The following is a 12,661-nucleotide window of genomic DNA, read 5'->3' as shown; positions in this document are numbered from 1 at the left end:
CGATATTGTTGCGAAAAACGGCGTCAATGATCTGGCGATTTTTTCTGCAATGCTGAATTTCGATTTTGACGCGGAAATTTCATGAAACTGGCCTCAATACAACGTTTGCCAGGCCGTAAACGCAGTGCGGGCGCGAGCGATCACATGCGAGCGCCGAACCTACTCACTGCCATCCCAGGGTGTTCAAGATGTTCAGCAAGATCAAGGTCGCATCCGGCCTGTTATGTGTTCTAGTCGCGTTCTGCGTACTCCAGCTCGTGACGGAGGGGCTCGGTTTCTGGGCGCTGACCCGCACGCACGACGACGTGAAGGACCTCTCCAAAGTCGCGCTGCGCCAGGCGAGCGCCGCCAACGACATCACCCAGCGTTTGATGGACGCGCGCATCAACCTGTCGCGCGCGGGCACCCGCCTGATTCGCGGCGGCGCGGCGCCGACCGAGATGATCGGCCATGCGAACGAGCAGCTTTCGGCCGCCGACCAGTCGTACGCGCAGTTGACCGCCGTCGAGTCGATCAACGACGAGGACCGCGCGCGCGTGGCCGCGCTCGGCCAGCGTTATCAGGTCTATCACAAGGCGCTCGCCGAACTCGTGGACGACCTCAACGCGAATAACATCCAGGCCTTCCTCGACCAGCCGACGCAGTCGTATCAGGATGCCTACCTCGCCGAGTTGCAGGCGTTCACGCGCTTCACCGCCGCCGCGAGCCATGCGTCGCTCGACTCGATCGACACGCGCCTCGCCGTGTTCCAGACCGTCGGCATCATCATTCTGCTCGGGCTGATCGCGCTCGCGACCGGCGTGCATTACGCGCTGCGCCGTGGCGTGGTCGCGCCGCTCGAAGAAGCGGGCCGCCACTTCGACCGCATCGCGCGCGGCCATCTGGACGAAGTCATCGCGGCACGCGGCGACAACGAAATCGGCCGTCTCTTCCGCGGACTCGCGACGATGCAGGCGAGCCTCGCGCGCACGGTGCATACGGTGCGCGAGACGGCGGGCTCGATCAACGTGGGCGCCGATGAAATCGCGACCGGCAACGCCGACCTGTCGGCGCGCACGGAATCGCAGGCCGCGTCGCTCGAAGAAACGGCGGCCAGCATGGAGGAGTTGACCGGCACGGTGCGAAACACTGCCGAGAACGCCCGCGAGGCGAACCAGCTTGCCGAAGCGGCGCTCGACGCCACTTCGCGCGGCAGCAACGTCGTCGGCGAAGTGGTCGAGCGCATGCATGGCATCGCGAAAAGCTCGGACAAGATCGCCGAGATCATCGGCGTGATCGACGGCATCGCGTTCCAGACCAACATCCTCGCGCTGAACGCGGCCGTCGAAGCGGCGCGTGCGGGCGAGCAGGGCCGCGGCTTCGCGGTCGTGGCGGGCGAGGTGCGCGGCCTCGCGCAACGCAGCGCGCAGTCGGCGAAGGAAATCAAGACGCTGATCAGCGAGTCGGTTTCGCAGATTCGCGGCGGCGCGGAACTGGTCGAGCGCGCGGGCGAGTCGATGCGCGAAGTGTCGGCGTCGATTTCGCGCGCCACGCAGATGATGGCGGGCATCAGCGCCTCGTCGCTCGAACAGAGCGCGGGCATCGATCAGGTGAATACGGCCGTTTCGCAGATGGACCAGATGACGCAGCAGAACGCGGCGCTGGTCGAGGAAGCGGCGGCGGCGGCTTCGTCGCTGCATCAGCAGACGCGTCAGCTCGCCGAAGCCGTGGCGGCCTTCGAAATCTCGCCGGCGGTGCTGGCCGAAGGCCGTGCGCTCGCGCCGATGGCCTCGCGCGCGGAACCGTCGGTCGGGTCGGCGATGGCCGGGGCGTATTAAACGGTGCGATGGCTGCCGCCTTTGTGGGCGGCGGCGTATCGAAGTCAGCACAACGGCGCGGAATTCCCGCGCCGTTGTCGTTTTCAGGCTCGCTCAGCCGCTTGGTCGTTTAGTCGCGCGGCAGCGCCTGATAGGCCGTCAGCAGGTGGTACGGCGTGGTCGACGGCATGTCGGCGCGCGCAACCGCGCCGCTCGCGTCGCGGCATTCCACCCAGCCGTGCGGCGTGATGAAGCGCTGCTCGAACTTGCCGATCTGCGCGTCGAGCGTGGCGCGCACAACGGCATCGCCGTGCGTGGCGATCGCGCGCAGATACTCCGTCTGCGCCCAGATGCGCTGCGTGGCGTCGCTCACGCGGCCTTGTTCGTCGGTGGCGGCGGCCACGGCGCCCGTGACCGGGTCCACGCCGTGCTCCACCGCAAAGGCGAACGCGCGCACGAGCGCTTCCTGCATCCCCGAATCGCCGAGCCGCGCCGCGCCGGCCTGCGCCGCGAGCCAGAACCACTCGAACTGATGGCCGGGCTCCAGGCGATTGTCCGCCGCGCCCAGCGGCAGCTCCGCGATGCAGCCCGTGGGCGCGTGCAGGAAGCCGCGCGCGACGGCTTCGATGAGCCGCGTGATGGCCGTGTCGAACGCGGCGTCGCCGGTGGCTTCGCGCGCGACGAGCCAGGCTTCAGTCAGATGCATCAGCGGGTTCTGCACCGGCGTGCCCGTGACCGTGCCGAACGCGGCGTCGAGCGACGCGTTGAGCAGGCCGTCGTGGGCCGCGAAGCGGTCGACGATCAGCGACGAGGTTTCGCGCGCCGTGTCGAGCGCTTCCGTCACGCCGAAGCGCTGGCCGTACGCCGAACACGCGAACACCACGAACGCATGCGTGTAAAGGTCCTTGGTGGTGTCGAGCGGCGCGCCGTGCGGATCGACGCTATAGAACCAACCGCCGCGCGTGCGGTCCTGAAAGGCATGGCGCAGCGAATCGAACAGCGTGTGCGCGTGGGCGGCGTCGCCGGCCTGCGTGAACACGAAGAGCTGGCGGGCGCAGGCCATCGCGCGATAACGCGTGTCGGGCAGCGGCGCGGCGTGGCCGTCGCGCACGGCGAGCGCTTCGTGCGGCAGACGCAGCGCCGTGTTGAAGCCGGGGCCGCGCCAGAGGGGCAGCACGATGCGGTCGAAATGATCGCGCAGGCTGGCTGCGCCGGTAGAGGTGTTCATGAATTGTGTAGGCGCGACAGGGGGCGCGCGAAGCCGGACAGTGTCCGCGATTGTACGCTTGGGCTCCTTCGGGTCGAAGATCGGGCCGGGCGGGCGAAGCAGGCTGCGGTGCGCCGCGGCAATTCTAACGACGGGGCAGCCCGCGCCCGATGCGAGACGGTCGAGCCGCGGAGCGCGCCCACGATAAAAACGGAGAGCAATACCATGATCAACAACTGGGAAATCGTCGCGCGCCTCGTGATGGCCGCGCTGCTGGGCAGCGTGATCGGCTTCGAGCGCGAGCGGCTCTCGTGGGCGGCCGGGCTGCGCACGCACATGCTCGTGTGCGTGGGCTCGGCGCTCATCATGATCGTCTCGGCGTTCGGCTTCGCGGACGTGATCAACGGCGAGCACGTCGTGCTCGACCCGTCGCGGATGGCGGCGCAGGTGGTCTCGGGCATCGGCTTCCTGGGCGCGGGCTCGATCCTGTTACGCGGCGAGATCGTGCGCGGCCTGACCACCGCCGCGAGCCTCTGGTCGGTCGCGGCCATCGGCCTCGCGGTGGGCGGCGGGCTCTACACGGCGTCGATCGCGGCGACCGTGATCATCCTCATCATCCTCGCGGGCCTCAAGCCGCTTGAACGGCGCTTCATCACGTTCCGGCAGCGCCGCCGCATCTCGCTGCTGGTCGATCGCGGCGCGCTCACGTTCCATTCGCTGCACGACGCGCTCGGCGTCTCCAGCCCGCGCGTCAAGCAGTTCGTGGTCCAGCAAAGCGACGACTCGCCCGAACTCGACGAGGTGATGATCGTGCTGAGCCGCGTCTCGTCGCCCGAATACCTGTCGATTTGCGACGCGCTGAAGAAGCTGCCCGTGGTGAGAGAGTTCCGCGAGGACGGACCGCAAAGCTGATCGAACGCATGCGTCACGCATGTTTCATATTGGCCAGGGGGACAGGGCGAACGTTTGCGGATAAGATGGCTGCCCATGGGCGCGCGACCGATGAGACCACGGGCGCCCGAGGAGCGAGCGCGGCTGTCGCACTGCGGCCAGGCGGGACGGCCGTGCGACGCGAAGTCAATAAGATGCAAGCCCTGTCGTTGATCCATGGCCGAACCCGTCAATCAAGCAGACAACGGACTGTCGAGTCCCGAGCGCGCGTCACGCGGCGCACCTTCCCGGCGTCGCAGCCCGGCGCAATCCCTCGAATCCCCCGATCCGCAAACGCCCGATGCGCGCGAATTGAGCACGCTCGACCTGTTCGGCGATAGCCCGGACGATGGCGCGGCGGATCCTACGGCGTCTGCCGGTGCCGAGGCGGCGTCGCCGGAGGCCGTGAGCCTGCGCGCGCCGCGGCTTTCGCCTGCAAGCGCGTCGTCGTCCTCATCCACGCCCACGCCTGCCGCGCGGCGGCCCGCGCGTCCGAAAGCGCCGATGACGCCGATGCCGGAAGGCAACGGCACGGCCGGAGCGGGCGCGTTCGGTGTGGACGCGCCGCGCGTCGAGCCGGTGTTTGCGGCGGTGCTTTCCCCGGCGCCCATGCCGGTTTCTGCTGCGGCTGAGCCTGCTGGCGAAACGCAGACGCCTCCCGCCACCCCCGCCGTGGATGCGCGCGCCGAGCCCTTCGATTTCGCGCCGCCGGTTGCTTCCGCTCAAACCGCGTCGCCGATCGACCCGGCCGCGCCGGGCTGGGAGCCGTTCGTGCCCTTCGCCCCGGCAACGGGCGCGGCTGCGGCCGCCGCGAGCTTCGACTCCGCCGCGGATTTCAAACCGGCCGCGAGTCCCGAACCCGCGCTGGCCGCCTGGCGCGCCGACACCGTCGCGGCGCTCGCCGCACAGGCGCGTAGGACGAAGTGGATGCTCATCGCGGCGGTGACGGCGCTGGGCGTCACGGTGGTCGTGGCGATCGCCCAGACGCTGATGATCGCGACGCTGTCGTCCGATAACCTGGCGCAGCAGCAGCGCATCGACGTGCAGATGCAGAAGCAGCAGGCGTCGCTAGACGCCATGTCGGCGCAACTCGCGGCTGCTGCCGCCGCGCCGGTCGCCGCGGTCGCTCCGCCCGCACCCGCGCCGGTCAGCAAACCGGCCGCACCCGCCGAGCCGCGCCATGTGAAGCGCGCGGCGAAGCCCGCCGAGCGCGCCGCCGCGCACGCCACGAGCCGGACCAAAGCGCACGCGCATTCCCAGCAGACCGCGCGCTAGGCCCGCTCGCGGCCTTTTCTTTTCGACCCCTAAATCACAGGATGCCTATGTGTTGCCTTGACGCAACGCATAGGCATGCGAAATTGCCTATGCGACGCGCTGCCGCAGTTTTTTTGCTGCATCGCACTAGCGTTGGCATAGGGAAAACCCTATAATCGTTTCTGTCAGGGAAAACCCTTAACGCCAAACCAACCGGGAGTCGCCATGAGCTATATCCTCGCACTGATCCAAAAGGTGAGCGACCTCTTCGCGTCGCCGTATCTGCCGATGGATGCTGACTATTCGTACGCAGCGCGTCACCGCGAAGCCGAACGCATCCGCCGCTCGCAGTACACGCCTTTCGGCCTGCCGCGCGACTAAGTCGAACGGTCCGAAGGCAATCGAGGCGCCGCGTAGGGCGCGCCTCATCTGCACAGAACACGCCGTACAAAGCCGGCTCTCGAAAGAGAGCCGGCTTTTTGCATTGGGGGCGGCTCATGGGAGGCGCGAGTGCCAGACGCAGGTGCGATGCACGTTGAGTTTTCTCTTTGACGGCAAAGCGTTGCGCTATCTGCCCTTGCGTTATCAACAGGGCTGTCAACGAAAACTGTGGATAAACCCCGCCGAGCCCCGCCCGGCAAACCCAGTCCCAACATGTCATAGTGTGGTCCGCATCAAACCCGCCACACGACCATGTCCGAAACCTACTTCTACGACCCCGCCGCGGGCCACGGCCTGCCGCACGATCCGTTCAAGGCGATCGTCGCGCCGCGTCTGATCGGCTGGATCTCGAGCCAATCGTCCGAGGGCGTGCTCAACCTCGCGCCCTACAGTTTCTTCGGCGCGTTCTCCTCGTTCCCGTCGATCATCGGATTCAGCAGCGAGGGCCGCAAGGACAGCATCGCCAATATCGAGGCGACTGGCGAGTTCGTCTGGAATCTCGCTTCGCGCCCGCTGGCCGAGCAGATGAACCGCAGCTCCGCGCCCGTTTCCGCCGATGTCGACGAGTTCGCGCTCTCGGGTCTCACGCCCGCGCCGGGCCGCAACGTGGCGGTGCCGCACGTCGCCGAAGCGCCGGCAGCGCTCGAATGCAAACTTTTGCAGGTCATTCGCCTGCACACGCTCGACGGCACGCCGATGGACAACTGGCTCGCGCTCGGCCAGGTGGTCGGCGTGCACATCCAGCAGCGCTTCCTGAAGGACGGCCTGTTCGACACGCACGCCGCGCAGCCGATCATGCGCGCAGGCTATCGCGCCGACTACGCGCAGATCGGCGAAATGTTCCAGATGTATCGGCCCAAGGCCTGAGCACGTTGCCGGACGGCCGGATCGCCGGACCGCCGGACCGCCGGACCGCCGGACCGCCGGACCGCCGCGCAGGCACCGGCCGCCGTGCCGTCGGAACGCGTGAGCCGTCGCGCATTGCCCCGGCCGCCGCCCGCATCGATAATGGCCGCACCGTCCAACGCGCGGCGCGCGGGAGGCCTGCCATGCAAACACCGACCGGATCGGTCGTCGCACTGAGTTCGGCGGCGTCGACGATGTTCTCGATCGGCATCGTCTTCCTCGGTTATTGGGGCCTGCACGAGCCGTCGCCGTGGCGCGTCGCCGACCGCGTGGTCGTCGTGATCGCGCTGGCGGGCTTCGCCTGTCTCGCGAGCGTGCCGTGGCTCGCCACCTCGCCCGCGCGCCCCGGCGACGAATCGCGCTTTCTGCTGGCCCGCCGCGTCTTTCTCGCGGGCGCGCTGGCGGTCTGGATGGCCATCGCGCTCTCGTTGATCCTCTGAGCACGCCGCGCGCGCACCGCCGCGCCGCCCGGGGTCGCAGGCCCGATGAAAGCCGCGTCCGGCAGTTTTGGTACGATGCACGCTTTGCCAGCCGACCCCGAAGCCCCGCGTGAAGCGTTCCGTGCCGTTCATCCGCGATCTCGTCGCGAAGTTGTCCTCCCGTCTCCAGCCCGCCCTGGCGAGCGCCTGCGCTTTCGCGCGTCCGCGGCTCGCGCGCGGGCTGCATCACCTGCGCCATCCGACGCGGCGCGGCGTGCTGATCGCCGTCGGCGCGCTGCCGGCGGCCCTGCTGCTCTACGTGATCGTGCTGATTCCGTTCACGCCGAGCATCGGCGACATCCGCAAGGCGCGCGTCGACCGGCCCGCGCAGATCCTCTCGGCGGACGGCAAGGTGCTCGCCGAATTCAAGCCGTCGAACCGCGAATGGGTGCCGCTCGCGCAGATCTCGCCGCATATGGTCGACGCGCTGATCTCGACCGAGGATCACCGCTTCTACGAGCATCACGGCATCGACTTCAAGCGCACGGCGGGCGCGGCGCTGCACACGTTCTCGGGCGACCGCCAGGGCGGCTCGACCATCACGCAGCAGCTCGCGCGCAATCTCTATCCCGACGAAATCGGCCGCGCGCCGACGCTCACGCGCAAGATCAAGGAAGCGATCACGGCCTTCAAGATCGAGGCCGTCTACAGCAAGCCGCAGATTCTCGAAACCTATCTGAACACGGTGCCGTTCCTGTACAACGCGTTCGGCATCGAGATGGCGGCGCGCACGTACTTCGGCGTGTCGGCGGATCGGCTCACGATCCTGCAGGCCGCGACGCTCACCGGCATGCTCAAGGGCAACGCCTACTACAACCCGGTGATCAATCCCGAGCGCGCGCTCGCGCGCCGCAACACCGTGCTCGGCCAGATGGTGAAGTACGGCAAGCTCACGCCCGCGCAGTTCGCGACGCTCTCAAAGCAGCCGCTGCGCCTCGACTTCGAGCGTCAGACCGAGCCGCCCGGACCCGCGCCGCACTTCGCGCAGCAACTGCGCAAATGGCTGATCGCGTGGGCCGACCGCAACGACTACAACATCTATTCCGATGGTCTCGTCGTGCACACGACGATCGATTCGCGTCTCCAGTCGATGGCGACGGCCGCGCTCAAGCAGCACGCGAACCAGCTGCAAGGCATCGCGAACGGCGCGTGGAGCGGACGTAACGGCTGCTCGGCGGGCAACGATCTGTTCAAGACCTTCATGCGCGAAACGCCCGACTACAAGAGCGCGCGCGACGCCGGCGCCAACGACGACGACGCGCTCAAGCAGCTCGCGGCCAACCGCACGTTCATGCGCACGCTCTGCAAGGACAAGACCGAGGTGCAGGCCGGTTTCGTCGCGATCGATCCGCGCGACGGCCAGATCAAGGCGTGGGTGGGCAGCCGCGACTTCCAGGACGAGCCGTTCGATCACGTGCAGCAGGCGCGCCGTCAGCCGGGCTCGACGTTCAAGGCTTTCGTGTACGGCGCGGCCTTCGCGAACGGCGCGAAACCGACCGACACGATCCTCGACCAGGCCGTGGAAATGCCGCTCGAAGGCGGCGAGATCTGGCGTCCGAACGACGAGGTGCCGCCCAGCAACAAGCCGATGACGCTGCGCGACGCGCTCGCGTACTCGCGCAACCGCATCACCGCGCAGGTGATGCTGGCGGTCGGCCCCGAGAAGGTCGCGCGTCTCGCGCGCGCGATGGGCGTGCGCGACAGCCAGCTCAACGCGGTGCCGTCGCTCGCGCTCGGCACGAGCCCGGTCACGCTCAAGGAAATGGTCTCGGCGTACAGCACCATCGCGAACGACGGCGAGTATCTGGAGCCGCGCATGGTCACGAGCATCGAGGACAGCAAGGGCGAGGTGCTCGCGCAGTTCGGCAGCGCCTCGCCCGAGCGCGCGTTGTCGGCGTCGGCGGACCGCACGCTGCTCGACACGATGCGCGACGTCGTGAATCGCGGCACGGGTTCGAGCATCCGCACGCGCTTCGGCATCCGCGCCGACGTCGCGGGCAAGACCGGCACCACGCAGGACAACGCGGACGGCTGGTTCATCCTGATGGACCCGCAACTGGTGGCGGGCGCGTGGGTCGGTTTCGACGATGGCCGCGTGACGCTCAACAGCGACTACTGGGGCCAGGGCGCGCGCAGTGCGCTGCCGATCGTCGGCGACTTTTATCAGCGTGCGTTCCGCTCGCGCATCATCGATCCGCGCGCGCGCTTCGACACCGAAGTCACGCCGGGCGCGTTCGAGCAGTTCCGCGACAAGCTCAAGGCGTGGATGGACACGCTGTTCGCGTCGAAGGAGAAGGCCGAGGCGCCGCGCCCGAGCACGCCGATCAAGCGTGCGCCCGAGCCTGCGCCGGAGCCCGCCGAAGTGCCGCCGTCGAGCGGCGTGGCGGCGGTTTCGTCGGCGTCCGCGGTCGCGCCGGCCTCGGCGGCGGCGGCATCGGATGCCGCGCGCGCGGCGGCGATTCTCAACGGCACCGCGCCGCAAACGCCGACGTCGTCGAACGAGCCGCCGATCGTCGGGCCGTCGGGCGCGTCGCAGCAATTGCCGCCTTATCCGCCGCAAGAGCCTTCGCTCGCGCCGACGCCCACGCCCGACGATTCCGATTCGAGCGGCGGCGCGCCCGCGCAGTACACGCCGCCGCAGAGCAATTGACGATTTGACGACGCGGTTTGCGCCGCGCGTCCGCACACGATGAGGCGGACGCGCGGTGCGCGTCGAACCCGGCTTCGGTCGATTTTCAGCAGATTTTCAGCCGACTTTCAGCAAATACGCGGCAGCATTTCGCCGTGCAGCCAGTCGACCAGACGCTCGCCGCCGAACGACGTCGTCAGGCGGACGAAGCGATGCGCATCTTCGACTACGCCGCCGATGCGCGCCGCGTCGCGGCCCAGCGGATGCGCACGCATGACCGCTAGCAGCGCGTCGGCGTCTTCATCGGCGCAAACCGCGATCAGCTTGCCTTCGTTCGCGATATAGAGCGGATCGAGCCCGTAGAACTCGCACGCGGCCCGCACGGGCGCGCGCAGCGGCAGCGCGGTTTCGTCGAGCCGCATGCCGACGCCCGACTGCGCGCAGATTTCGTTGAGCGTGTTGCCGAGGCCGCCGCGCGTGGGGTCGCGCATCAGCCGCAGCGACGGACACGCCGCGAGCATCGCCGCCGTCAGCCCGTTGAGCGCCGCGCAATCGGAGACGATGCCGCTGTCGAAGCCCAGATTCTCGCGCTGCGACAGCACCGCGAGGCCATGTTCGGCGAGCATGCCGGACACCAGCACCGCGTCGCCGGGACGTGCCTGCGCGCCGTCGAGCCGCACGCCGTCCGGCACCACGCCCACGCCCGCCGTGGTGATGAACACGCCGTCGGCCTTGCCGCGCTCGACCACTTTGGTGTCGCCCGCCACGATGCGCACGTTCGCGGCGCGCGCGGCGTGCGCCATCGACGCCACCACGCGCGCGAGATCGGCGAGCGCGAGCCCTTCTTCGAGGATGAAACCGGCGGTCAGATAGAGCGGCGTGGCGCCGCCCACGGCGAGATCGTTGACGGTACCGTTCACGGCGAGCGTGCCGATGTCGCCGCCCGGAAAGAACAGCGGCGCGACCACGTGGCTGTCGGTGGTGAGCGCGAGGCGGCCCGTGGGCATCGGCACGATCGCCTGGTCGTTGCCTTGCGCGAGCCACTCGTTGGCGAACGCGGGCGCAAAAAGTTCGGCGACGAGTTGCGCGCTCGCGCGTCCGCCCGCGCCATGCGTGAGGTCGATGCGGCCGCGTTTCAGGTCGAGCGCGCGGCCGAACGGCGTTTGATGAGAAGCGTTGAGTGCGGACGTCATGCGGATCTCGCTGCGTCCGGCCGGCTGAAAGCGCGGCCGGAGGAAAGGGTGGGCGCGACGAAGCGGCCGTACTGATAATGCGCGGCGCACGCGCCTTCGCTCGACACCATGCAGGCGCCGAACGGCGTGGCGGGCGTGCAGACGGTGGCGAACAGCTTGCAGTCGCTCGGCTTCGCGCAGCCGCGCAGGATCGAGCCGCACTGGCAGGTCTTGACGTCGGCGGCGACGCGCGGCGTGAGCGCGTAGCGGCGTTCCGCGTCCCAGCGCGCGAACTCGGGGCGAATCGCGAGCGCGCTTTGCGGCACCGCGCCGAGGCCGCGCCATTCGAAACTGTCGCGCTGCTCGAACGCCGCATGCACGAGCGCCTGCGCGCGCGTGTTGCCCGCTTCGCTCACGGCGCGCGTGAACTGGTTTTCGGTGTCGGCGCGGCACTCGTTGATCTGCTCGACGAGCATCAGCACCGCCTGCAGCACGTCGAGCGGCTCGAATCCGGCGATCACGACGGGTTTGACGAAATCGCGCGAAATGGCGCGATAGGGCGCGACGCCGATCACCGTGCTCACGTGCGACGGTCCGATGAAACCGTCGAGCCGCGCGCTCTGGTCGGCGTCCTCGGCCAGCAGATGACGCATGGCGGCGGGCGTCAGCACGTGGTTGCAGAACACGCTGAAGTTGTCGAGCGCCGCGTCGCGCGCCTGCGCGAGCGCGAGCGCCGTGGGCGGCGTGGTGGTCTCGAAGCCGATGCCGAAGAACACCACCTCGCGCTGCGGCTGCGCCTTCGCGAGCGCCAATGCTTCGGATGCCGAATAAACGACGCGCACATCGGCGCCCGCCGCGCGCGCCTTATAGAGGCTCATCTGCTTCGAGCCCGGCACGCGCAAGGTGTCGCCGTAAGTGCAGAGCGTGACGCCGTGCGTGAGCGCGAGTTCGATCGCGCTGTCGACGCGTCCGACCGGCAGCACGCAGACCGGGCAGCCCGGGCCGTGAATCAGCTCGATCTGCGGCGGCAGCAGCGCGGTGAGTCCATAGCGTGCGATGGCGTGGGTGTGGCCGCCGCAAAACTCCATGAGCCGGTAGCGGCGGCGGCGCTCGACGGCGCGATGGATGCGCGCCGCCATGCCGCGCGCGAGTTCGCTGTCGCGGAAGTCGTCGACGTATTTCATGACGGGGCTCCCGTGTCGGGCGTGCGCGCCAGTTCGGCGAGTTGGGCGAGCGTGGCTTCGGCGGCGGCGCGGTCGAGCTTGCCGATCGCGAAACCCACGTGCAGGAGGACGAAATCGCCGGGCACGACGTCGTCGACGAGCGCGAGCGAGATCTCACGCGTGACGCCATCGACGCTCGCTCGCGCGCGCTGTTCCGGCAGGAGTTCGATGACCTCGACGGGCATCGCAAGACACATGATGCGGATTCCTTATGATGTCGCCCGCGTGACGGATGCGGGCGACGAGAGTTGCTGAATGACGGCCCACGCCTGGCCGTAGCTGATTGCGTCGTCGCCGCTGGGCAGCGTACGCGCGGTGAGTACAGTGAGCTTCGATGCGCGCAGCGCGTCGGCGAGCGCGCGCATCAGCACGCGGTTCGCGCAGCAACCGCCGCCGAGCGCGACCACGTTCAGATCCTGCGCGCGCGCCGCCTGCGCGATCCACGCGCCGAGCGCATGGCCGAGCGTGGCGTGCCAGGCGCTCGCGATGGTCGTCGCATCGTGCTGCGCGGCAAGCCAGCGCGCGAGCGGCAGGAGATCGAGATCGCCGCCGTCGAGGCGCCAGCCTCGCGCGAGCGGCGCGCACGGACGCGCCAGCGCTTCAAGGCGCAGCGCGGCTTCGCCG

General features: G+C 68.7%; 12 protein-coding genes. 7 read left to right on the top strand and 5 right to left on the bottom strand.

The window, feature by feature from the left end; all coding sequences use genetic code 11:
- Positions 1 to 188 precede the first annotated feature (188 nt).
- Positions 189 to 1,817 carry a methyl-accepting chemotaxis protein gene (locus LDO54_RS37505; protein ID WP_224018024.1) on the top strand — a complete coding sequence of 543 codons (1,629 nt, stop codon included), beginning with the start codon at positions 189 to 191 and terminating at the stop codon, positions 1,815 to 1,817.
- Positions 1,818 to 1,926: 109 nt separating this feature from the next.
- Here the strand turns inward: LDO54_RS37505 and LDO54_RS37500 are convergent, their stop codons facing one another.
- Entirely contained in the window at positions 1,927 to 3,024 is a 1,098-nt protein-coding gene (locus LDO54_RS37500) for an AGE family epimerase/isomerase (protein WP_224018022.1), read from the bottom strand.
- Positions 3,025 to 3,228: 204 nt separating this feature from the next.
- Between LDO54_RS37500 and LDO54_RS37495 the strand changes: the two genes are divergently transcribed.
- From LDO54_RS37495 to LDO54_RS37470, 6 genes are all read left to right on the top strand, one after another.
- The gene (locus LDO54_RS37495; RefSeq protein ID WP_224018020.1) at positions 3,229 to 3,915 is read left to right on the top strand and encodes an MgtC/SapB family protein; all 687 of its coding nucleotides are present in this window, start codon (positions 3,229 to 3,231) and stop codon (positions 3,913 to 3,915) included.
- Positions 3,916 to 4,110: 195 nt separating this feature from the next.
- The gene (locus LDO54_RS37490) at positions 4,111 to 5,208 is read left to right on the top strand and encodes a hypothetical protein (RefSeq protein ID WP_224018018.1); all 1,098 of its coding nucleotides are present in this window, start codon (positions 4,111 to 4,113) and stop codon (positions 5,206 to 5,208) included.
- A gap of 204 nt (positions 5,209 to 5,412) precedes the next feature.
- Entirely contained in the window at positions 5,413 to 5,568 is a 156-nt protein-coding gene (locus tag LDO54_RS37485) for a hypothetical protein (RefSeq protein WP_167371389.1), read from the top strand.
- Between the two features lie 312 nt (positions 5,569 to 5,880).
- Complete coding sequence (locus tag LDO54_RS37480) at positions 5,881 to 6,495, top strand: flavin reductase family protein (protein WP_224018016.1); 615 nt, start codon at positions 5,881 to 5,883, stop codon at positions 6,493 to 6,495.
- A gap of 182 nt (positions 6,496 to 6,677) precedes the next feature.
- Entirely contained in the window at positions 6,678 to 6,974 is a 297-nt protein-coding gene (locus LDO54_RS37475; protein ID WP_224018015.1) for a hypothetical protein, read from the top strand.
- Between the two features lie 109 nt (positions 6,975 to 7,083).
- On the top strand, positions 7,084 to 9,663 hold the full coding sequence (locus tag LDO54_RS37470) for a penicillin-binding protein 1A (RefSeq protein WP_436975776.1): 2,580 nt from the start codon (positions 7,084 to 7,086) through the stop codon (positions 9,661 to 9,663).
- Between the two features lie 107 nt (positions 9,664 to 9,770).
- On the opposite strand, the gene hypE is transcribed toward LDO54_RS37470, so the two are convergent.
- From hypE to LDO54_RS37450, 4 genes are all read right to left on the bottom strand, one after another.
- Entirely contained in the window at positions 9,771 to 10,835 is a 1,065-nt protein-coding gene (hypE, locus tag LDO54_RS37465; protein ID WP_224018013.1) for a hydrogenase expression/formation protein HypE, read from the bottom strand.
- Complete coding sequence (gene hypD / locus LDO54_RS37460; protein ID WP_224018011.1) at positions 10,832 to 11,998, bottom strand: hydrogenase formation protein HypD; 1,167 nt, start codon at positions 11,996 to 11,998, stop codon at positions 10,832 to 10,834. The genes hypE and hypD overlap by 4 nt, the downstream gene beginning before the upstream one ends.
- Positions 11,995 to 12,234: a HypC/HybG/HupF family hydrogenase formation chaperone gene (locus LDO54_RS37455; RefSeq protein WP_224018009.1), complete on the bottom strand. Its 240-nt coding sequence runs from the start codon at positions 12,232 to 12,234 to the stop codon at positions 11,995 to 11,997. The genes hypD and LDO54_RS37455 overlap by 4 nt, the downstream gene beginning before the upstream one ends.
- A 12-nt stretch (positions 12,235 to 12,246) precedes the next feature.
- The coding region (locus LDO54_RS37450) for a Kae1-like domain-containing protein (RefSeq protein ID WP_436975775.1) at positions 12,247 to 12,661 on the bottom strand (415 nt) is incomplete at its 5' end.

The organism is Paraburkholderia tropica, assembly GCF_914484835.1.
Classification (GTDB): Bacteria; Pseudomonadota; Gammaproteobacteria; order Burkholderiales; family Burkholderiaceae; genus Paraburkholderia; species Paraburkholderia tropica_A.
The sequence above is the reverse complement of the archived record's forward strand: the minus strand, read 5'-3'. Positions and strand labels throughout refer to the sequence as shown.

Excerpts from the sequence above, each read along its gene's own strand:
- LDO54_RS37485 (WP_167371389.1), top strand. The coding sequence starts at position 5,413 with ATGAGCTATATCCTCGCACTGATCCAAAAGGTGAGCGACCTCTTCGCG.
- LDO54_RS37475 (WP_224018015.1), top strand. The coding sequence starts at position 6,678 with ATGCAAACACCGACCGGATCGGTCGTCGCACTGAGTTCGGCGGCGTCG.
- LDO54_RS37495 (WP_224018020.1), top strand. The coding sequence starts at position 3,229 with ATGATCAACAACTGGGAAATCGTCGCGCGCCTCGTGATGGCCGCGCTG.
- hypE (WP_224018013.1), bottom strand. The coding sequence starts at position 10,835 with ATGACGTCCGCACTCAACGCTTCTCATCAAACGCCGTTCGGCCGCGCG.
- hypD (WP_224018011.1), bottom strand. The coding sequence starts at position 11,998 with ATGAAATACGTCGACGACTTCCGCGACAGCGAACTCGCGCGCGGCATG.
- LDO54_RS37490 (WP_224018018.1), top strand. The coding sequence starts at position 4,111 with ATGGCCGAACCCGTCAATCAAGCAGACAACGGACTGTCGAGTCCCGAG.
- LDO54_RS37455 (WP_224018009.1), bottom strand. The coding sequence starts at position 12,234 with ATGTGTCTTGCGATGCCCGTCGAGGTCATCGAACTCCTGCCGGAACAG.
- LDO54_RS37505 (WP_224018024.1), top strand. The coding sequence starts at position 189 with ATGTTCAGCAAGATCAAGGTCGCATCCGGCCTGTTATGTGTTCTAGTC.
- LDO54_RS37500 (WP_224018022.1), bottom strand. The coding sequence starts at position 3,024 with ATGAACACCTCTACCGGCGCAGCCAGCCTGCGCGATCATTTCGACCGC.
- LDO54_RS37480 (WP_224018016.1), top strand. The coding sequence starts at position 5,881 with ATGTCCGAAACCTACTTCTACGACCCCGCCGCGGGCCACGGCCTGCCG.